The sequence below is a fragment of the Methanosarcina thermophila TM-1 genome, from assembly GCF_000969885.1.
GTDB lineage: Archaea > Halobacteriota > Methanosarcinia > Methanosarcinales > Methanosarcinaceae > Methanosarcina > Methanosarcina thermophila.
On the sequence record NZ_CP009501.1, the window covers coordinates 2420763 to 2442544 of the forward strand.

Genomic DNA, 21782 nt, shown 5'->3' on the forward strand with positions numbered 1-21782 from the left:
TTAAAAATGGGATAAGAAGGCTGATAATAGCAGAAGATTAAAAAATGGGGAAAGGGGTGTTCAACTACACCTAAAACAATAACAATTTACTGAACAATGCCTTTTTACTGCTTGATTTTCCAGTCGGATTAATTAGATTAACCATGCTCAAAAAGTTCGTACCAGCCTGTTTCAGTTTCCCTCTTACAGAATATCCATGCTTTTTATATAATTTTAGAGCCCCTTTGTTTTCGGGTTTAACAATCAATGAGATTTTAGAAATGCCAAGTTTATGAGATTTGAGAGCAGCTGCTTTTAGCAATTTACTTCCAATCCCACATGCTCGGTACTGTGGATAAACGGCAAGTGAATCTATATAATATTCGCCAGGTTCCGCCTCTTTTGTTTTTAACATGGGGACTACTTTTCTTTGATAATCCTTAGCATCGGATTTATATAGCTTAGGAAGTTTTTCCACCAAAAGCTTACTCAAACGTGGAAAATTGTCTGAAGGAAATGATAAAATCAAGCCTGCTGTGCGGTTACGTACCTCAGCGACATAGATATTTTGATAACTTAAAATATTATCTGGCTGCTAATAGAATTTCTTTATAACCTCTTGTGCATCCTTCTGATTATTAGAACCTGCGAGCACATAAGCACATTCTCCCCAGGCCATGCAAATTAATTCTGCCGCTTCTTCTGCATCTTCAATTTTTGCCTGTCGAATATTCAAACATATCATGCCTCATAAATAAAAACACTATAGTTTTTATTTTATTTTCATTATCTTTTTCCGATATTTTATTTTTTACATTTCTCAAATTATTTATATTTCTCAAACTATTTATATTTCTCAAACTATTTATATTTCTCAAACTATTTATATTTCTCAAATTGTCTGCATTTATTAATCTGTTTTTATAACTCAACCTTAAATAAAAATTTCAGAATTACTTTTTCATGGTCAGAAAATGATAATTTTCAAATTCAAAATTACAGAAATAACTTTGAGTCAAGGATCAATTAATTGTTTTCACCTGCTCTTTTTAAACTTTGAAGAGTAATCCAGACCTTTTTGAGCTGTATTCAATACCGAACTCCTGAAAAATCAGATCCTGTACTTCTCGAGTTAGCCAATTATCCCGTTCATTAAGCATTTCCTTCAAAATCATGATCACGAATAAAGGAATACTGTATCTATCATGGGTCAGATTTTGTAACACAATTTTCTCTAAAACTACTAATTAGTATTATCTATATTTAGGAAAGTATTTATAACAAAGGGTTTTAGTCTATGTAATCTTAATTTTAGCTTAAAAAGTATTGCTATAGTATTAATTTTTATTTTATACGTGTTATTTTATAGGTTATAAATTATTTAAAACGCCCCCAGTAACGTAATACTATTGCAATAACTCAAATAACTGAGAGAAAGGAGGAGTTTAAATTAAGAAAAACCAGCAATATCTCTTAATAGGGGTAATAGCTCTAATTGTCGCAGCTGCTTTTGCTTTCATGCCGGCTGGCGAGTCAGTAAGCCCCATCTCCCAGGTTTCTGATGAATCTGTATCCGAAGGTTCGGATAAATTGGTTTCTGAGGGTTCGGAGGAACTTGTGGTAGCAGTAGGTACACACGGAGGAGAACCAGAAGCAGGTTTTGACCCGATTGCCGGTTGGGGAAACAGCAGAGAACCTCTGGTTCAGAGCACTCTTTTCAAAAGGGATAGCGAGGCAAACCTGATCAATGATCTGGCTACAAATTATACGATCAGCAGCGATGGACTGAAGTGGACCGTTACAATACGGGACGATGTTAAGTTCCATGATGGAGTGCCTTTAACAGCCAGAGACGTGGCATTCACATTTAATACAGCAGCAAATGCAGGTGGAAATATAGATTTGTCCATGCTGAAAAAGGCAACAGCAATCGATAATTATACCATTGAATTTGAGTTGAACGATCCTCAATCTACCTTCATCAATAAACTGGTAGCTCTTGGCATTGTCCCTGAGCATGCTTACAACGCTGAAACTTACGGATCCAATCCAATAGGTTCGGGTCCATATAAGTTTGTGCAGTGGGATAAAGGGCAGCAGGTAATCTTTGAAGCAAATCCGGATTACTACGGACAGAAGCCGTACTTCAAAAAGTTGACTATGCTCTTTATGGGATCAGACTCTGCTTTTGCAGCAGCAAAGGCAGGACAGGTCGATCTAGCTGAAATTCCTGCTTCTTACGCCAATCAGGAAGTACCTGGGATGAAAATAGTGTCCCTTGATTCCATAGATGCCCGTGGGATAAGTTTCCCCATGAATCCGAATACTGGAGAAAAAACCGAAAACAGCTATGCAATCGGAAATAATGTGACTTCTGACCCTGCAATAAGAAAAGCTCTGAACATCGGGATAGACAGGCAGGCACTGATTGAAGGGGCTTTAAACGGGCAGGGAAAAGAAGAATTCACTGGCGTAGATAAGCTGCCATGGGGTAATAAGGAAGCTATTTTCGAAGACGGAGATATAGAGGAAGCAAAGAAAATTTTAACCGAAGGCGGCTGGATTGATACTGATGGAGACGGCATTGTTGAGAAAAATGGCTTGGAAGCCGAATTTACCCTTCTGTATCCTGCAAATGCTCAGGATAGGCAGGCATTAGCAATTGCATTGAGTGAGGAAGCCAGAAAATTGGGTATAAATATTAAAATCGTAGGTAAAAGCTGGAACGAGATAGATACCCTGGCGCACTCAACTCCAGTACTTTTCGGTTTTGGTTCGCTGGATCCGGCTGACCTGTATCTGAAATATTACAGTAAAAGTTACGATCCTTCAAGCTACAACAATATAATAATGTACAGCAATCCAGTCGTTGATAATTATCTGAGGAAAGCCATAACCAGTGTTGATCTGGAAACAGCTAATAAAAACTGGCAACTGGCTGCCTGGGATGGAACGACGGGTTTCTCTGCAAAGGGAGATGCCACATGGCTCTGGATTGCAACTATTAACTATGTGTATATTATGGATGAGAATTTAGATATCGGGACTCCCAGAATACAGCCGCATGGCGCAGATATTTTCGGCAACATTCTGGAATGGAAGCGTACAGCAAATTAAACCGAAAAGTGAGTCTCAGCGCACAAACTGTTTCTGTGCTCTTTTTATTAAAGCTGAGGATGCAAAACTCCTCAGTATGACTCTTTTTGATGATTCATTTTGATGATTCATTACATTTTACATTTTTCGCTCCTTAATCCTTAATATTTCAACCAATTAAATATACAGAATAAAAAGATATTTTCTATTTAGTAATACTAGCTTACTTAAAAACAAGGATTTAGTAACACATACATTTCGGAATTTATTTATAGTAAGATTGGTTTAATTTAGTTGTCTTAACTTCCTAGTAATAAGTAACATTCGTTACCACTTTTAGTCAGAAAAATAATATTCAATAAATTATTTTCATGTTTACTTATGACAGTTAAAAATCTTTCCAAATAGTTCATTCTTATTTAACAGCTCAATCTTGCTCAGATGTTTTGAATTTTGGTAAAGAAGGAGGAATTCAAATTAAGAAAGACCAGCAGTATTTGTTCATAGGGGCAGTAGCCTTAATTATTGCGCTTGCTCTTATTTTCGTACAAGGGGATGTGCCAGCAAGCTCAACTTCTCAGGTTTCTGATGAATCAATATTCAGAAGTTCTGAAGAATTAGTTTCTCAGGGTTCGGATGAACTGGTTGTGAATGTATATGGGCACACAGGCGAGCCGGAAACTGGATTTGACCCGCTTCTTGGATGGGGTTGCGGTCATGTGAACTTCGAGCCGCTGATACAGAGTACTCTTTTTAAATCAGCTGACGATGGAAGCATGATAAACGATCTTGCTACGAATTATTCAATTAGCTCGGATGGAAAAATCTGGACTGTAAATATAAGAGATGACGTCAGGTTCACGGACGGTGAAAAGCTAACCGCAGAAGATGTGGCATTTACATTTAATACAGCAATCGGAAGTAACTCCGAGCTGGATATGAGTAATCTCAAGAAAGCTACTGCGATAAATGATACTGCTGTTGAATTTGAATTAAAAGAACCTCAATCCAGTTTCATATGGAAACTCAGGTATGTTGGGATTGTGCCGGAACATGCATACGAAAAAGAAACCTATGGCTCCAATCCAATAGGGTCAGGACCATATAAACTGGTGCAATGGGACAAAGGTCAACAGGCAATCTTCGAACTAAACGAAGATTACTACAGAGAAAAACCGTATTTCAAAAAAATAACCATGCTGTTTCTGGATAAAGATACTGCATTTGCAGCCGCAAAGTCTGGTGAAGTGGATATAGCCGAGATCGAAATTAGCCATGCAAATCAGACTATAGACGGATATAGATTAGTAGCTCTCCCGGCATCAAGAGCACTGGGAGTTTCGTTCCCAATGCAGAATGACACCGGTGAAAAGAGCCTCAAGGGAGATCCCATAGGCAATAATGTAACAGCCGATATAGCAATTCGAAAAGCTTTGAACATAGGTATAGATAGAAAAGCCCTGCTTGAAGGAGTACTCTCTGGAAAAGGAGACGTAGAATATACTGGAGTAGATCAACGGGAATATGGAAACCCCGAAGCCAGAATTAATGACTCAAATCCCGAAGAAGCCAAAAAAATATTGGAGAATGCGGGATGGAAAGACACTGACGGCGATGGAATTCGAGAAAAGAACGGAACTAAAGCACAGTTTAAACTGTACTATTCTTCCGATGACCCGATAAGGCAGGCTCTGTCTGTAGCTGTAAGCGAACAAGCCAGAAAATTAGGTATAAAAATAGACCTTGTAGGCGCAAGCTGGGATGAAATATATGCCAATCAATACAATTCAGCTGTCTTATACGCTTTCAGCAATATCGATACCCATACCTTATACCTGCAATACCACAGCAAAGAGCCAGATGATACATACAGAAATCCGGGACTTTACAGTAATCCTGTTGTAGATGGATATCTGGAGGCAGCTTTAAAATCGGAAGATCAAGATGAGGCTATAAAATACTGGCAGTTAGCTGCATACGATGGAAATACGGGTTTTGGGCCTGCGGGAGATGCACCCTGGCTCTGGCTGGTGACAACTGACTATCTCTATATGATAGATGAGACTCTGGATATAGGAACTCCTCAAAAAAACGCAGGATCTGATATTCTAGGAAATATCTATGAGTGGAAAAGGGTAGACCCAGCCAACCCGACCTTGGAATGAGTGGTTGAGCCTGTATCTATAATGTACAGATATCACTCATTTCTACCATTTTTCTTATTTCAAGGTGGAAATCTGGGGAAAAATAATCCAGTGGGATGGTAAAACATCGTCTTTGTCAGATTTAATCCAATGATGGTTTGAAATGATACGGGAGCTTCTGAAAGTCTCTGAAAACCATTCATAGTTCTGTAGTCATGATAAAAGAGCCTTCATTGTAACAGTTAATGTACGAGGGAATAACGTGTCAAATAATGAGAAAATAGTGGGTTTTATAGGGAAAAAAACCTTCAGGTTGATAAGCCTCTTGGTTTTTGTCTGTTTTGCAAGTTTCATGCTTATTCAATATTCACCTATAGATCCTGTTAGAGCTTATATTGGCGAAATGCCTGTAACTCCAGAGCACAAAGCCAAACTTGAAGAGTACTGGGGGGTTAACACGCCTCCACAGGAAAAATTTCTGAACTGGGCTGGAGATATTATCAAAGGTGATTTCGGAACTTCATTGATTTATAGAGTGCCTGTAATTGATGTCATTAAAGAAAGATTTACAGCTTCCCTTGTTTTAATGGGAGTCTCATGGCTTTTTGCAGGAATCCTGGGTTTTATTTTAGGAATAGTAGCGGGTGCGAAACAGGGAACCTGGGTAGATAAGGCGATAAAAACTTATTGTTACACTCTGGCTGCTGCACCGACTTTCTGGCTGGCACTGGTGTTTCTGATGATCTTTTCAGTATATCTTGGCTGGTTCCCAATAGGGTTAAGTGTGCCTATAGGTGTTAGAGCTGAAGATGTGACCTTTTTTGACTGGCTTGAGCGTTTAATTCTCCCTGCACTGACTTTGAGTTTACTGGACATTGCCAAAATTACAATGTTCACTCGAGAAAAATTAATAGAAGTCCTGTCCAGCGACTACGTATTATTTGCAAAAGCAAGAGGCGAAAAAGGACTGGATCTGGTATTAAGGCATGGGGTCCGGAATGTCGCATTTCCAGCAATTACCCTGCAGTTTTTAAGTTTCAGTGAATTATTCGGAGGGACAGTCCTTGTTGAACAGGTTTTCTCATATCCCGGAATCGGGCAGGCTGCAGTAGCTGCAGGATTACGGTCTGATGTGCCTCTGCTCCTGGGAATAGTAATTTTCAGTGCTATATTTGTTTTCTTTGGGAATCTGATTGCTGATATTATCTATGAATTCATTGATCCAAGGATAAAGCAGCAGGAGGCATCGATATGAGTACTGCTGTTGTAACAGTTAACAGCGGATTATTCCGAGGATTAAACCTGAGACAGAAAACCCTCTTAATTATAGGTTCAACTTCACTTTTATTACTTGCAATTGTAATTTCCAGCATATATCTGGATGGGGAAGCATTACAGACTAATTTTGGTGCAAAAAATCTTGCCCCCTCTCTGGAGCATCCATTCGGAACGGACTGGATGGGAAGAGATATGTTCGTAAGAACCCTTGAGGGGCTGGGTCTAAGTATACTGGTTGGAGGCTTTGCTTCCGCTATTAGTACAGTGCTTACTTTAATTTTAGGCTTACTTTCAAGTGCAGGAAAGACAGCAGACGCTTTTGTATCCTGGCTGGTAGACCTGTTTCTTTCAATTCCTCATCTTCTTTTGATAATTCTCATTTCCATTGGGATTGGTGGAGGAGCAACAGGAGTTATCATCGGAGTTGCATTAACCCACTGGCCGAGCTTAACAAGGGTCGTAAGAGCAGAAATCAAGCAACTGAAAACCCAGGAGTACATTCATATCTCCAGGAATCTTGGCAGGTCAAAGTGGTGGATAGCTAGAAAACACATCCTGCCACATCTGATTCCACAGATACTTCTAGGCACGATTTTAATGTTCCCACATGCGATTTTACACGAAGCCTCGGTAACATTTCTGGGTTTCGGACTTTCACCGCACGAGCCTGCAATCGGTATAATCCTATCAGAATCTATGCGATACCTCTCAGCAGGATACTGGTGGCTCGCATTTTTCCCAGGATTATCCCTGCTAATTGTAGTCCTGGCATTTGATTTGATTGGAGAAAATTTGGGTAAGTTAATGAATCCGAAAAAAGCTCACGAATAAAAAATATTTTAGTTATGTTTAGAGGGTGTGAAATATGGGAAATAAAGTTGAACTAAGGACTAAAGCAGAGCCAGTTACTGCATTTAAGACAGTTGATGGGAAAAAGAGAAAAGCTGAGGTTTTATTAAATGTAGAGGATCTTTCACTTTCATTCACTCAATATACTTCGGGACTTAGACAAACAGAGTTGAAAGTGATCTCTAATTTAAGTATACAGGCTTATAGAGGCGAGATCCTGGCTGTTGTTGGATCAAGCGGGTCCGGTAAAAGTCTTCTGGCTCACTCGATTTTAGGAATTTTGCCTTCAAATGCAAAACTCAGTGGTAAAATAGAATACGATGGCGAAGAGCTTACCCAGGAAAGAAAGGAAGCATTAAGAGGTAAAGAAATAGCCCTGATTCCGCAGGCTACAACCTATCTTGATCCTTTAATGAAAATTTCCGATCAGGTGATAGGGTGCGTTGAGAAGAAAGATAAGGGCTTAATGAGGAAACTCCTGAGAGAGATCTTTCAAAGGTATAATTTAAAATCGGAAGTTGAAGGAATGCTCCCTCACGAGCTCTCAGGAGGGATGATTCGAAGAGTTCTTGTCTCCACTGCCGTAATACGCTCCTCAAAACTTATAATTGCAGATGAGCCGACACCGGGGTTAGATGAGAAAACCCTGAATGAGACCCTGAGTTACCTAAAAGACATGGCAGATAGAGGCTGTGCAGTGATACTCATAACTCATGATATAGAGGCTGCATTAAAAGTCTCTCATAAGATTGCAGTATTCTACGCTGGCACTGTTTTGGAGGTAGCTAATGTTGAGGATTTTAAGAATAATGGTGAAAACCTGAGGCATCCATACACCCGTGCACTCTGGAACGCACTTCCCCAGAATAACTTCCAGGTAATTAAAGGTCATCAACCAATGCAAGATGAAGTCTTTGATGGATGCATCTTTTATGAAAGATGTTCCAAAAAGAAAGCTCTATGCTCTCAGGGTATCCCTGAGCTTAGGCAGGTCAATGGAGGAGTGGTGAGGTGCAACAATGTATCTTAAAGGCGAAAATATCACTTTCGGATACAAAAAAGATAATTTAATTTTAAAAGATGTTAATATTTCTTTAGGCAGTGGAGAAATAATGGGACTGGTTGGAGATAGCGGAAGCGGAAAATCAACCTTATGTAAGATATTAGCTGGCTATGAAACCAGGTATAAGGGAAAAGTGAGTCTAGATGGAAAACCTCTCCCGGCAAAAGGCTATAACCCGGTTCAACTTATCTTCCAGCATCCGGAAAAGGCTGTAAATCCCAAATGGAAAATGAAAGATATCTTAAATGAAGGGCATACCGTTTCACAGGATATTTTAGACTCATTCGGGATAAAAAAGAGCTGGCTTAATCGATGGCCAAATGAGCTTTCCGGAGGCGAACTCCAGAGATTCGCTCTTGCCCGGGCTTTAAGCCCTAAAACCAGGTTTTTAATTGCCGATGAAATAACTACAATGGTAGACGCTATTACTCAGGCTCAGATCTGGAATGTACTTTTGGGTATAGTTGAGGAGCTTAATATTGGAGTACTGGTCGTAAGCCATGACAGGAATTTAATTAATAGAGTATGCCATGATATAATTTATTTAAAAGATATATCCAGTGCTTGAGTAAAAATAGAACTTTTAGAGCGGAATATTGTTAATAGTTAAATAAATTACATGAGAATCCCAATAATGAGTCCTGGGATTGACGATATCGATGTAAAAGGAATCGGAATTTTCAGCAAAATGAAGAAACCAGAAAATAACGGAGGACGACCCTGCTGTAGAAACGGGATCTTTAAATATGAAATTCTTCCATGCAGGAGTTTTCCTGAAAATAAGCTACGAGAAACAAAATGAACTCTTGGGCGAGTTTTTATTCTGGAAGTTCTCTTTAATCAGAAATTAGTTAAAAAAAGATACAGAATAGGAAGATTTTGAATTATTCTTCCTTTATTCTCCTTGCAATATCATCCCCGACATCCGAGGTGCTACTCCTGCCGCCCATGTCGTAGGTTCTAACTTTGCCGTCCAGGATATTTTTCTGGATTGCGCTTACTATCATATCTGAGGCTTCTTTCTCTCCAAGCTGTTCTATTAGCATGGCACCTGCCCAGATTGTGGCAATCGGGTTGACTTTATTCTGGCCCTTATATTTCGGAGCTGAACCGTGAATAGGCTCAAACATGCTTGTGCCTGTTGGGTTGATATTTCCGCCGGGAGCAAGCCCAAGGCCGCCCTGGATCATGGCTCCAAGGTCTGTAATTATATCTCCGAACATATTAGGAGTTACGACCACATCAAACCATTCCGGGTTTTTCACAAACCACATGGTTATGGCGTCAACAAAGTTGAAATCTGTGGTAATATCGGGATATTTTGCGGAAACCTCATTGAATTCCTCTCTCCAGAAGCCGTAAATGTCGGAAAGTACGTTTGCCTTGTCAACGGACGAAACGTGTTTTTTACGTTTTCCAGCAAGGTCAAAGGCATACTCGATAACTCTTCTCGTGCCTTCTTTGGAGATCAAACCTATCTGGTATCCTATTTCTTCGCTGTCTGTCTCGATATCAAGCCCGAATTTTGCGGAATAGAGTGTTCGCCTGACTTCAAGGAGATCTTTGCTCTCTCCTTTTTTTGCCCTGCCGCCAATTCCTATGTAGAAGTCTTCGGTGTTTTCTCTGACAACCACGAAGTCGATGTCTTTTGAGGTTTTATCCTTGATAGGGGTCCAGACTCCATCAAGGAGTTTTATGGGGCGGAGGTTAATGTACTGGTCAAAGTAGAAGCGTGCAGTTAATAAGATTCCTTTCTCAAGAATTCCGGGGGCAACTCTGGGGTCTCCAATGGAACCAAGGTAAATGGCAGGATATCTGGATAATTCCTTTAAGGTTTCTTCTGAAATCAGTTCACCTGTTTCAAGGTAGTGATCTGCCCCATGCGGGTATTCAATCCATTCTACATCAAAACCGAATCTTTCACCAGCGGCGTCTATAACTTTTCTGCCTTCGGCGATAATTTCTGGGCCTATCCCGTCTCCTGGGAGAACCGGAATCTTATACTGCGTCATACTTTCACTCCTTTAAAATTTTCGGGTAAAACTGCCATTTTACCGCGAGCTGTCAAATACGGACAGGTGTGTCTCAGGACTAATTTTCTGTTTTTGAGCGCTCGGTGACCAGTTTCCTGGCATATTCTATAAGCCCTCCTTCATCTACGATTTCGCGTACGAAATCAGGGAGAGGGGTCGCCTGGTAAGTCTCACCTTTTGTTTTGTTTATAATAACTCCTGTCGCAAGGTCTACTTCAAGTTCATCTCCGTCATCGATTTTGTCAGTGTCAGGGCATTCCAGGACAGGGAGTCCGATATTTATTGCATTCCTGAAAAATATCCTTGCAAAAGACTTTGCAATTACACAGGCTACCTTTGCTCCTTTCAGGGCAAGGGGTGCGTGTTCGCGTGATGAACCGCAACCAAAATTGCTTCCTGCGACCACGATGTCATTTTCGTGCACGTTTTTTGCAAATTCGGGGCGCACGCCTTCAAACGTGTACTTTGCAAGCTCTTCAGGGGTATTGTAAATCAGGTACCTTCCAGGAATTATTGCATCGGTATCCACGTCATCTCCGAACTTCCAGGCTCTTCCTTTCATATCATCACCGATCGTTTGCTGCAATTAAATGCTGCTATATTAGAATTCTTACAGCTTGCACTTAGCTGTATTCACAGGGTTGAAGTATCACAGGTAATATTTAAATTATTTTCTGACATTATATAAAAGCTGGTTAACAATTTTCATCTTTTCATTCCTGAGTTTCCTGAAAAACCTTCAGGAACCAGTATCTTTATTGCTGGTTTGAATTTTCACTGCTTTCTTCCTCGTAATAAGGCTCAAGAGCATTCGGTTCTCCTCCTCCGTGCCAGCTTAACCTCGGACGGATGCGTACAAGATGAACTGACTCGGAATGGTCATCCACAATCAGAGCAGCCCCTCTTTCGCTCCCCATCTTCTTAAGGTAAGCCTGAATGCTTTCCTGCATATAAAGAGGACGCGACGCCTCAAGAGCCAGAATATCATCACTTGCCGTGAGTCTGTGGCAGATAAGAAGATCACTCTGGGAAACGACATCAGGATGCAGGCTTGCAGGTCTCTGCGTTGCCAGAACCAGGGAGAGTCCAGGCTGTCTGCCCTGCCTGAGACAGCGGTTAATAAGTACTTTCGAGGCAAGCCCCTCAGTCTTTGCAGGTACGAAAATATGAGCCTCATCTATAAAGAGCCAGACCATGGGAAACTCTTCCTCAAAGGATTTTTCTCCCATGAGCTTCTTTTCGTAGGCTCTTCTTGCCTCAAGTCTTGCCTCATACAGCTTACCCGCAAGAATTGACACTGTTGCTGCACAGACGTTTTCATTTTCAAGTGTACTCACATCAAGAATAGTTGTCTTCCCGCCTGATACAAGTGCTGATAGTGATGTCCCCTCTTTTGAGAAAAGCCCCCAGGAATTTACTGCCCTGAAGTAATTCTCTACAGCCCCTTTCGAAGCCTCATCCGAGCGTGTGTCCCTGGCTATCTCGCTGAGGATTTCCTCAAAAGAGTATGTATCTCCTCTTTCTCTGAGAGATTCGACTGCCCTTAACAGAAGAATTCCAGGGGGAGAAACCTCCTCTATATTAAAAATCCTGCACCACTGGTTTCCTGAAAGTTCTCTCACCGGAATGGAAAAGGGCTTTACATTAATATTCCGTTTCCTGTAAGCCTCAACCTTCCCTTCAGGCACAAAAATCTCAGCCTCAAGCCCAACAGGAGCACAATTCCAGTTTTTCAGCGTTGGGGCTTCAAACGTATTTGGGTAGTTCATTGTCCAGAAAATTCCCATGGTATCAATAACAAAGGATGCAAGCCTTCTCTTAATATCCGGCTCAAGAAGAGAAAGTTCTTCAAGTAAGCAGCCCATAGTGTAGGATTTCCCATACCCTCTTTTACCGCAGATCAAAACAACATGAGGTTTCAAGGCATCGAGATAAACGGCAGCCCCTCTGGAATGATCCAGTGCCATGTAATTTCCAATGGAGAGCAAACCTTTTCCGGGATTCTCTTCATTTCCGAGCACATGCAAAGTCCCGGCAACCTTCCCCCCAAAAGTAGGTCTGAGCTGTTTGTTTTCGACTTTCTGCATCAGACAGTATCGGACTGAAAACTATTTAAAATAATTTGTTTTGAAGTAATAAAATAAAACTAAACTTTTAAACCCTTACGATCTGATTAAAAACTATTGAATTGAAACCGTTGTGCTACAACCCTTTTACGAAAAAAGCTTGATCGCAAGCTTTTTAGAAAAAAGTTTGATCAAAAACCTTTTCTCAAAAGGCTTTGAGAAGGTTTGTGAAAAACTCTTGTGTTCAGGGTATTTGTTCAGGATATTATCTGATCCAGCTGGTTGGTCTCGATAGCTATTTTGATTTCCCGAGCGATTCTCCTTCCAGTTGAGAGGTTTTCTTCCATCAGATCCGAATAAGGTGAGCCTGAAATGTAAAGGTTTGTTCCTGCAACAATTCTAGCCGAGATCTCAAAGACCTTAATCTCAAGTTCATCTGTAAAGACCGTCTCAAGGCAGAAAGCTCCTATCATCCCTCCAAAAAGATCCAGGGATTCTTCAACTACCCGTTCTCCGAGAGAGAAGATGAGGGGTAGTAGGGATTCTCTTGCTACAAGGGGTGCGTTCCCTGTGACCACGTATGTCGGGCGAATGCCTGCTTCTATGAGCTCTTTGGGTGAGCCCAGCCTGAAGATCTCATCGGCATTGGATTCTACCCTGCGGTCCATGCTAAGTAGTTCAAGGCTGCCCTTGCTTAAAGTGTATCCTTCGTTTCTGATAGGTGAGTAGAAATAATGCAGGTAATAGCGGGTTCCAGTAATGAATTCCTGAATTGTATATTTCTGGGAGCGGTCTATGAGTTCATTGAATTCCTCATAAGTTTTTGCGACGAAGAAACCTTTTCCGCCCTTTGCTCCGTCATACTTAACCATTACAGGTCCATTGATATCGCGAGGGTCGTCAATTTTCTTGGGCATGTGGATACCTGCTCCAAGTAGCCACTCCCGCTCTTTGTTCCTGTCCGACTCCCATTCGAGCACAGCCCGGTTTCCGAAAGTAGGCACAGTCAGCTCTGCAAAATTTTCCGTGCCGAGATAAGCAACGAATGAGCCATGTGGAATAATAATAGTGTTTTTCTTTCTGAGTTCCTCAGCCTTATTCATTATATCGGCATAGTTATCGACAATAAGGTACTCATCAGGTTTTGCTTTGGGAAAAGCTTCATAAAACTTGGGAGGTTTGCCAACGCAGATTCCCAGAGTTCTGAAGCCTTCTTTTCGAGCTCCATCAAAGATTTGAAGGCTTGAGTGAGAACAGACTGTCGCAATTGTGATGTTTTCTAAATCGTAATCTTTCAGAAATTCCAGAATCTGCTGTTTTGTTATCATGATTGGTACCAGCGAAAATTTAGATTAGAATACACAATCTTATATTTAAGTTTAAGGTCCAGATTCTATATATAAACATAGTGGCGCATGTATAATTATATACAAAATAAAAGTTTATATTAAGATTCACATAAACTAGAGTATGTACTGATTAAAAAAATAGGTAAATTTTTAATCAAGGAAGTAATTATGGATGGGCTTTATGGATGGGCTTGAAAATCAAAACGATTTGACGGATGCGAGGGAACCCCCACAGGGGTTAGATACGGTTGAGCAGGGAGGCAGGATACTTGTTCTCCCGGTAAATGGGGAATCTAGAAAAATAACTCAAGTTCTTTCCAATGAAACATCATTAAAAATCCTGGAGTTACTCGGGAAAGAAAGCATGTCTGCAACCAAAATTGCAGAGGAATTGAAGCTTCCCCTTACTACTGTCAAGTATAATCTTGACTCTCTTGTTGAATCCGGTCTTATAAAAGTAAAACAAATAAAATGGAGTCAGAAAGGACGACAAATAAAGATATATGAATCAGTGGAAAAACTGATTGTGCTCGTCCCTTCGAAAAGCCCTATTGACAGGCTCTCTATAATAAGCCTGCTTCAAAAATACATCGGGGTAGTAGGAGCTGCCTTCTTTGCAGCTGCAGGGATAGAGTATTTTTCAGCGTATATGCAGGCAAAGAGGGTCATTGATGCGACTGCACCTCTAATAATGGGGACAATGGAGGTACCCAGTGAACCTTCTCTGGATCATACAGCTATGGAAGTAAATGAAAGTAGCAATATAAGCCCTAAAATAGCTATCGACCGGCAAATACCCGAAAATGGAGCCTTAAATGCAAGTTCAAGGGCTCTGGAATCTGGGACAGGAAATATCTCTTCCGGACTGGAAACCCGCCCAATTGAGGAAGTTGCTGAAGTTCCCGTATCCATGTCAGATGGTTTGGATTCTGTCCAGGGAATTCCCTCTATCCCGCCTGAAGGGTTACCTAACGCAGGCGTTTACGGGCTTTATGATACGCTTTCTCTTCACCCCGGAGTCTGGTTCTTTTTTGGATGTCTTTTTATAGTAGTCGTGCTGATTGTAAAAGAAGTCTATTATAAGAAGAAAGTCAGGTAGAGATTCTTATGAGAGTCGCTTTAAAACTTGCATACATAGGCACCGGGTTTCACGGCTCCCAGCTCCAGCCCAACGTCGAGACCGTAGAGGGAGCACTCTTCAAGGCTCTCCGGAATCTCGGGATTATAGAAAGCCCTAAATCTGCGAATTACACCTGCGCAGGCAGGACTGATGCCGGGGTTCATGCCCTTGAACAGGTTGTTGCTTTTGATACGGACAAGCCGGAACTGGCAATCCCAAGGATCATAAATTCCGAGCTCCCTCCGACAATCTGGGCATGGGCTCACGCGGAAGTGCCCCGGAGCTTTGATGCCAGGAGAGATGCAGTTTCCAGACATTACCGATACGTGATGGTTGGGAAAGAGTACGATATTTCCAGAATTCGGGAAGCTTCGAAATTGCTGCTGGGCACCCATGATTTTGAAAATTTTTCTCGAACCAACGGAGAAAAAAGTACAATTCGAACCATAGAAAGGATCAATGTCCGCGTAGATGGAGATCTTATAAAGATCGATGTTGTTGGAAATAGTTTTCTCTGGAATATGGTCCGGAAAATCGTAACCGCCCTTTCCATGATAGGAAAAGGGGTACGTGACAACGACTGGCTGCTCCAGATGCTTAATCCGGATATTTATGAAGAAGGGATTGAACCGGCTCCTGCCTATGGATTGACTCTTCTGAAAGTGAACTATAATGAGGAAATGGGATGGATTGAAGACAATTATTCTATCAGGAGAGCAAGCGAGCTGAACCAGAAGCATATCCTCAGGCACAGGGTTATGGCAGAAGTACTGGAAGAACTGATCTCTCACGAGTAAATTTCTACTTTAATTTTTTTAGGAATTACTCAATTGGATCAATAAATCAATATGCTTTTAACCTTCAGCATTTTTAAAAACACATTAGACTGCAATGTCTAATGTGTTTGATTTTGTACTTCAAGTGCGCAAGTCCTATTTTTTAAAGTCCTATTTTTTAATTTCATCCTTTATTCTCACTTCTCATTTACTCTCGTTTTTCTCACTTCTCATTTACTCTCGGTCTTCTCACTTCTCGTTTACTCTCGGCTTTTATTTTCATTCTTCAATTCTTCTGAAAAATTGTCTTTCTGAAAGATGGTTATAATCCGGGTAAGGCTTCTATGAACTCTCTGAGCATAGATATTAAGAACCTTAAGCCCTACTTTTTCCCCATATTCCGATGCAGGTTTATCCGAGACTACAACTGCAATACCTCCAGGCTTAAGTACACGCTCGATTTCTTCAAGGGCGCAGGAATAAAGTCCTTCCAGAGATTCGGCAAGGATTGCTGCCGATCTGCCGTATGGAGGGTCTGTAACAACTGCATCTATTGTGGCTTCTTTAAGCGGCATCCTGCAGGCATCTCCTTCCATCAGGGCGTAATCCAGTTTGAAGGCTTCAAGGTTCATGCGGGCACCCATAACCAGCTTTTCCTGGGCATCGATTCCTATAACCCTTGCTCCCACAAGCCCTGCTTCAATAAGAATCCCTGCAGTGCCGCAAAAGGGATCCAGAATAAGTCCACCGGACTTTATTCCTGACAGGTTTATGAGGGCACGTGCAACTCTCGGCATAAGCACACCAGGATGGAAAAAAGGTTTATTCTGGGGAGTTCTGGCTTCATAGGCACTTCTATCGATAGAGGAGAGAAGGGTTCCGAGCACAGCCTTTTCACTCAGAATTACCCTGAATTCCACGTCAGGGTTTTTCAGGTTTGCCCTGAAGCCTTTCCTGTAAATGCATCCTCCGATCTTCCGTTCCAGAAATTCCCCCGGAAAATCCACATGATGTTTGATTCGCTTCGCTCTGACCACAAAGCTCTGTCCTTCTTTTATATAGCCTGACGAATCAAAGGCTTCTGCAAGTTTCAGGATTGCGTCCGGAGTATTTTCAGTAATTCCTACAACTTTCAGGATATGGTGGGTCATTGCTAGCCTGTCGGTTATCGTACCAGTGAGGATTTTTTCCACATTTTCTGCATTGCCGGCTATCTCCACTACAAGGCACTGGTCAATTGATGTGTGAGGCCGGAAATCAAGCCCCTCGATTTTGAGACAGGCAAAGACTTCGGCAGCAGGCAGTTCTTCATGTTCTCCAGAGAGCTCAAAAGCGTATAACATTAGTGATCCAGAATATGTTGATGGTTATAATTCGACTAGCATTAGTAACATGCAGTGATGATATAAATGTAAAATGCCCTGAGTGAAATGTGAGAGTAGTTATTAAAAGTAACTACAATAAAGTAAATTATTATAAAGTAAATTATAAATAAGTTTCAGGATTTTTGAAGTGCCAAAAGAGTGTAAACATTCACGTTAAAATATATTCTGCGAAATAAAGTGGTAGCTCTTGAAGCTCTACCTGAATGGGTTGAGTCAAAAGTAATCTTTCTTAAAACACTATTTTTTAAAATCTTATTTCCTTAGAATATTATTTTCCTTAAAACATTTTTTCTAGAGCTTCTTTGCCAGTCATTCCGGGTTCTATTCCAAGTTCTCTGGCAAACCGGGTTACTTCAACGACCTGGGCTTTAAGCATATCTTCAAAACTCTGTACGCCTTTTACTTTCGCTGCTGTGTCCCCAAGTGTCTCTGCAGCATTTATATTCAGGTATCCGCACATCAGGAAGCCTTTTTCTGCTCTTATAACCAGAAGAGGGTATTTTTGCATCTCAAAGCTGAGACCAAGAGCACACCCATTATCAAGCCGAATCTGTTCGATAAGCATATTTTTCAGAATAAATTTCAAGCCAGATTAACTTTTTGGACTTGAACAAAACCACGCAAAGTTGTCTTTGGAAGATCCAAAGAGTTTCCAGGATTTTACGGTTTCTCCAGCAGTTCCGGTTTTATTTTTATTGTCTTGGTCTTCTTTTCCTGTACTCTGCTCTGCGCTTCCTTTTCTGTCCTCTAATATGGCTTTAGAGCTTTCATCCAAAATCCAGAGGGTTATATTCTTTTGTGAGCTGAAGTTGCCTCTAAGCACTGTAAGGTTATTTTCAAAATTCTGACTTTTGTTATCCAGCCCCTCGATCCTTTCTACTTTGAGACCCGCAGGCAAAGTTATTGTAACACTGGAGTTTGGAGCGCCCATAAACCAGACACGTGTGCCCTCCCCTACCTCTTTCTCGAAAGTATAACTTACAAGGGCAGAATTAGTAATTGACGAGTTTTTTTCAACTTTGCCCAGAGCTTCTTCTGAGAGCCAGAAATCAACATCTGTAACTTTAACCAGTTCTGAACTATCATTAAGTTTCACATCAGGTTTGGTTTTTAATACCTCTCTTGCCCGATTTCTGAGAATATTTTCTGCTTTCTGGATCTCCCATGCATTGACAAAGTTATCATTATTTCCAGCTTGCATGTCTATGAAATTTCTGAAAAGGATGGCTTTATTGCCTGCAATTTGTTCATGGTACTCCCAGGTCATTCCATTCCTTTCCAGTGTGATGTTATTGCTGGATGCAAGAGCAGCAGCACAGGGTTCTGCCAGAAAAGCTGATATTAAGGAAGATATTAACAAAAAAGCGGTTAGAGAAAAAATATATGCTCTCAAGGCTTTCAACTCATATCTTCTTTAGTTTTTTTACTTTTTAACCTTTATATTACCTTTATATTCTTTCTCTTATTTCTCATTTTTATTAAGTTTTCTCTTTATCCCATTTTTCCTTTACTTTCAGATTCTATGTGACTTCATCTTCATTTTTACTTTATCTTCCAAGATTTACTTTGTTATGACTTCGCAGCCGTCCTGGGTTATTATTATAGTATGTTCAGCCTGGGCTACAAGCCCACCTGCGCTCTCAAGAAGCACGGGATAGGAGTGAAGAATTCCAGCCTTTTCAAGCTGGATCAGGGCGAATTCCAGTCTATCAGACTCAAGCCAGCGCTTTGCAAAAGGTAATTCCCTGTATTCTTCAATCTGTTTCAGGACATTTCTGACTGCGGGCATACGGACCGGCTTTTTTCTTATCAGGCTGTATATCTCTGCCCAGTTTCCGTCATGGACAGAGCCTGCTCCATTCGTTGCAAAGGGCTCAATCGCAAGCACGTCTCCTTCTCTTAGAACTGCTCCTCCTTCCACACGCCGGTTAGGTACGACAGGTCCGTCGTGAGCCTCATACTGGGAAAGCCCATGACCTGTCAGGTTCGTTATCGGGTTCAGGTTATAGCTGCGAATACTTTCCTCTATTGCAGCTCCGAGTTCTCCTGTTGTAACCCCTGGTTTTGCAAGGTCAATAGCTGCAGCAAGAGCATCCTCTGCAGCTTTTAAGATATCGGGATTTCCTGATAGGTCGACAGTTACAGCCGAATCTGCAATATACCCATCAACATGGACTCCTAGGTCCAGTTTGACCATATCTTTTCCAAAAATATCGGTATCTCCTGCCTTGGGGGTTGCATGTGCAGCCTCCTGATTTCTTGAGATATTACAAGGAAAAGCAGGCTTGCCCCCAAGCTCTATAGTCCGATTTTCAACAAATTCTGCAACTTGCAGCAGAGTGTTTCCTACCCTGATCATCTCTACGGCTTCATCCCTGACAATTTTCAGGATCCTGCCTGCTTCCCTGTATTTCTCAAGAATCTCTTGCTTATTGTGCACATTATCGGTCATATTAACCCCTTATAGGATAATTTATTGGGATTTTACTGGATTTACTGAATTTTACTGATTTTACTGAAATTACTGGAATTATTAAGTGATCTTATTACAACCTTATTAGAACGTACAAGAAGTACCTGGATCACTGAAATTACTGCAACCTTACTGAACCTTACTGAGACCTTATAAATGATCCCGTTTGAGCTGGTTCATATTCTCAAACGGATATAAATGGAATAATAAGCAAAATAATATCTTTAAATTGTAAATTTGTTATAATACAAATCTCTTTTCTAGCCCTGTAAGGTTCTGACATCCATTTTCAGTAACCAGAACCATATCTTCGAGTCGTATTCCTCCGATTTCAGGATAGTACAGCCCAGGTTCGATAGTAATTACATTGCCTGCCTCAAGTAGAGCCTCGTTTTCTCCTACCGATGGAAGCTCATGTATATCGAGCCCAACCCCATGTCCTGTCGAATGGATAAACCCGACCTTTGATCCGCTTTTGTATGTATCGTAACCATGCTCTTCAAAGAGGTCGCAGACGGCATTATGCACATCGGCTACCTTCACTCCCGGTTTGACCATCTCAAACGCTTTTTTCTGTGCTGCAAGCACGGTTTCGTACATTTTTTTGAGTTCTTCTGAAGCTTCTCCATACAAAACTGTACGGGTCATATCTGCAAAATAGCGTTTTTTCTTGCTTCGAGGGAAAATATCAAGGATAATCGGGGCATTTGCCTTCAACGGACCGTCTGTAGTACCGTGCGGGTTTGCCGTATCCTTGCCACACGAGACAATGGTCTCTTCGGCTTCACACCTGTAATCAAGCAGGGTATGATCTATGACTGAGAGCACTTTAGCCCCTGTCAGCACCTCACCATTGTGATAGAGTAAACCTTCTCTCTCTTCTGCTCCTGCTATCAGGGCTATTGCAGCTTCCATAGCCTTTTCTCCAGCCATCTGGGCATACTTTATGGCTTCAACTTCTTCCGGTTTTTTCAAGCTTCTCATTTTTCTGAACGGGCTTTTTATAGGCACTATGGTAAAACCTGCTTCAGTCAGGAAATTTGTGTAGAATGTTGGAAAATCGTAAGGTACTGCAGCTTTCTTAATCCTTTCTCCTGCAAGCAGTTCGGATATACAGGCTGCATAAGCGATAGAGGAATCTTTTTTTTCCTTCATCTTCTCCCGATAGCCCAGATCCTGCAAAGTTTTTATTACTGAAACTCTCGATTCGATTTCTGCTCTTCCTTTTTCCATGTCCGAGATCAAAAGTATCTCTTCGCCTGATTCTGTTTGCAGGTACGCGAAATCGTCGGAAGCCAGGAAATGGGTCACGTAGTAAATATCGGAATTATGTAAGTTCCCTGTCATAAGATACGCATCAGTTCTTGCTTCTTCAAGGGCATTTTTTATGCTGAATTCTGGTTCTGTCATGCAAGGTATTTTTAGCTTCTGTGCATAAAGGTCTTGTCGTCAGGGTTTTTTCCTTCTACTTTTAACATTTCCTGCTTCATTTCATGATTCAGAATAAAAAACTCCTCACACAACTCAAAATAGCGATCAAGGGAAGCTGTCATCTCATCCGATAATCTGAGAAAACATACATACTTTCTTTTTCCTCTCTCTTTTACCCATCCTTCTTGTTCAGGCTCCTCTTCTCTCAGTTTCCAGAAAACTTCTGTGGCGCAACCAAGTATTAATCGAATGCTTGAGATCAGCTGCTTTCGAATTTTCTCTTTTTTAAATTCCATGTAATCCCTGGAAATGTCCGGCTGAATCAGGGCATTTCTATGAATCCAGTAATCGTCGCGGTTGAGATGAATTTTCACAATATCTGAAACTTTGAGGGACAGCTCGTTCGGATCTAATTTTGATTTATCGGGTTTCACATTATCGAATCTTAGATTCTCAGGAAAAGCTGAGCTCTCAGGAGAGCACACAGCCATTTCAATTTCTCTTTGAATCCACTCAGAGACAAACTGTTTGGTAGCTTCAATAAAAGCGAGAGCTTCTACCTCCATTCTTTCTCGGGTGGCTTCTAATCTCTCACGTATATGGTTTAATTTTTCCTCGGAATCGTCAGGAGTAACAACTTCAATTCTCATCCTGCATTCTCTCACTTTTACTTTCTTTGCTTGCAAAATACAGTTAATCTTTGCCGCTGCAGAATTATGAATTTATGGATCTCAACGAAA

21 protein-coding genes are annotated in these 21782 nt (G+C 41.1%); 9 read left to right on the plus strand and 12 right to left on the minus strand.

All coding sequences use genetic code 11. The annotated features are described in order from the left end of the window. Positions 1-70: 70 nt before the first annotated feature. Positions 71-457, minus strand: a complete 387-nt coding sequence (locus tag MSTHT_RS13810) for a GNAT family N-acetyltransferase (protein ID WP_231588257.1) — start codon at positions 455-457, stop codon at positions 71-73. 117 nt (positions 458-574) lie between these two features. After that, complete coding sequence (locus MSTHT_RS14590) at positions 575-724, minus strand: hypothetical protein (RefSeq protein ID WP_156149751.1); 150 nt, start codon at positions 722-724, stop codon at positions 575-577. A gap of 773 nt (positions 725-1497) precedes the next feature. Here MSTHT_RS14590 and MSTHT_RS10460 point away from each other — a divergent pair. From MSTHT_RS10460 to MSTHT_RS14595, 7 genes are all read left to right on the plus strand, one after another. Beyond that, complete coding sequence (locus MSTHT_RS10460; RefSeq protein ID WP_048167733.1) at positions 1498-3096, plus strand: ABC transporter substrate-binding protein; 1599 nt, start codon at positions 1498-1500, stop codon at positions 3094-3096. A gap of 425 nt (positions 3097-3521) precedes the next feature. Beyond that, positions 3522-5240, plus strand: coding sequence for an ABC transporter substrate-binding protein (locus MSTHT_RS10465; RefSeq protein ID WP_231588077.1), 1719 nt, complete (start codon positions 3522-3524; stop codon positions 5238-5240). A gap of 241 nt (positions 5241-5481) precedes the next feature. Continuing rightward, positions 5482-6474, plus strand: coding sequence for an ABC transporter permease (locus MSTHT_RS10470; protein WP_048167734.1), 993 nt, complete (start codon positions 5482-5484; stop codon positions 6472-6474). Then, a complete protein-coding gene (locus MSTHT_RS10475) occupies positions 6471-7328 on the plus strand; it encodes an ABC transporter permease (RefSeq protein WP_048167735.1) in 858 nt (285 codons plus the stop codon). The genes MSTHT_RS10470 and MSTHT_RS10475 overlap by 4 nt, the downstream gene beginning before the upstream one ends. A 34-nt stretch (positions 7329-7362) precedes the next feature. Then, positions 7363-8376: an oligopeptide/dipeptide ABC transporter ATP-binding protein gene (locus tag MSTHT_RS10480; RefSeq protein WP_048167736.1), complete on the plus strand. Its 1014-nt coding sequence runs from the start codon at positions 7363-7365 to the stop codon at positions 8374-8376. After that, the gene (locus MSTHT_RS10485) at positions 8366-8977 is read left to right on the plus strand and encodes an ABC transporter ATP-binding protein (protein WP_048167737.1); all 612 of its coding nucleotides are present in this window, start codon (positions 8366-8368) and stop codon (positions 8975-8977) included. Before MSTHT_RS10480 ends, MSTHT_RS10485 begins: the two co-directional genes overlap by 11 nt. A 51-nt stretch (positions 8978-9028) precedes the next feature. Continuing rightward, positions 9029-9211 carry a hypothetical protein gene (locus MSTHT_RS14595; protein WP_156149752.1) on the plus strand — a complete coding sequence of 61 codons (183 nt, stop codon included), beginning with the start codon at positions 9029-9031 and terminating at the stop codon, positions 9209-9211. 82 nt (positions 9212-9293) lie between these two features. Here the strand turns inward: MSTHT_RS14595 and MSTHT_RS10490 are convergent, their stop codons facing one another. The 4 genes from MSTHT_RS10490 to MSTHT_RS10505 all read right to left on the minus strand — a co-directional run bounded on the left by MSTHT_RS10490 (position 9294) and on the right by MSTHT_RS10505 (position 13836). After that, a complete protein-coding gene (locus MSTHT_RS10490; RefSeq protein WP_048167738.1) occupies positions 9294-10421 on the minus strand; it encodes an isocitrate/isopropylmalate dehydrogenase family protein in 1128 nt (375 codons plus the stop codon). A gap of 79 nt (positions 10422-10500) precedes the next feature. Beyond that, the gene (locus MSTHT_RS10495; RefSeq protein WP_048167739.1) at positions 10501-11004 is read right to left on the minus strand and encodes a 3-isopropylmalate dehydratase small subunit; all 504 of its coding nucleotides are present in this window, start codon (positions 11002-11004) and stop codon (positions 10501-10503) included. Positions 11005-11197: 193 nt separating this feature from the next. Continuing rightward, the gene (locus MSTHT_RS10500) at positions 11198-12529 is read right to left on the minus strand and encodes an ATP-binding protein (protein WP_048167740.1); all 1332 of its coding nucleotides are present in this window, start codon (positions 12527-12529) and stop codon (positions 11198-11200) included. A gap of 236 nt (positions 12530-12765) precedes the next feature. Further along, positions 12766-13836: a formate--phosphoribosylaminoimidazolecarboxamide ligase gene (locus MSTHT_RS10505; protein WP_048167741.1), complete on the minus strand. Its 1071-nt coding sequence runs from the start codon at positions 13834-13836 to the stop codon at positions 12766-12768. A gap of 202 nt (positions 13837-14038) precedes the next feature. Between MSTHT_RS10505 and MSTHT_RS10510 the strand changes: the two genes are divergently transcribed. Beyond that, positions 14039-14956, plus strand: coding sequence for an ArsR/SmtB family transcription factor (locus MSTHT_RS10510; protein ID WP_048168537.1), 918 nt, complete (start codon positions 14039-14041; stop codon positions 14954-14956). Positions 14957-14964: 8 nt separating this feature from the next. After that, positions 14965-15774, plus strand: a complete 810-nt coding sequence (gene truA / locus MSTHT_RS10515) for a tRNA pseudouridine(38-40) synthase TruA (RefSeq protein ID WP_048167742.1) — start codon at positions 14965-14967, stop codon at positions 15772-15774. Between the two features lie 239 nt (positions 15775-16013). Here the strand turns inward: truA and MSTHT_RS10520 are convergent, their stop codons facing one another. From MSTHT_RS10520 to MSTHT_RS10545, 6 genes are all read right to left on the minus strand, one after another. Next, positions 16014-17096, minus strand: coding sequence for a TRM11 family SAM-dependent methyltransferase (locus MSTHT_RS10520; protein WP_048167743.1), 1083 nt, complete (start codon positions 17094-17096; stop codon positions 16014-16016). A 319-nt stretch (positions 17097-17415) separates the two neighbouring features. Next, positions 17416-17703: a YunC family protein gene (locus MSTHT_RS10525; RefSeq protein WP_048167744.1), complete on the minus strand. Its 288-nt coding sequence runs from the start codon at positions 17701-17703 to the stop codon at positions 17416-17418. Positions 17704-17730: 27 nt separating this feature from the next. Beyond that, on the minus strand, positions 17731-18531 hold the full coding sequence (locus MSTHT_RS10530) for a hypothetical protein (RefSeq protein WP_148704422.1): 801 nt from the start codon (positions 18529-18531) through the stop codon (positions 17731-17733). A gap of 168 nt (positions 18532-18699) precedes the next feature. Beyond that, positions 18700-19590 (minus strand): type II methionyl aminopeptidase, encoded by an 891-nt coding sequence (gene map, locus MSTHT_RS10535; protein ID WP_048167745.1) that lies wholly within the window; start codon positions 19588-19590, stop codon positions 18700-18702. A gap of 261 nt (positions 19591-19851) precedes the next feature. Then, the gene (locus tag MSTHT_RS10540) at positions 19852-21021 is read right to left on the minus strand and encodes a M24 family metallopeptidase (protein ID WP_048167746.1); all 1170 of its coding nucleotides are present in this window, start codon (positions 21019-21021) and stop codon (positions 19852-19854) included. Between the two features lie 11 nt (positions 21022-21032). Next, a complete protein-coding gene (locus MSTHT_RS10545) occupies positions 21033-21692 on the minus strand; it encodes a hypothetical protein (protein ID WP_048168539.1) in 660 nt (219 codons plus the stop codon). Positions 21693-21782: the final 90 nt, after the last annotated feature.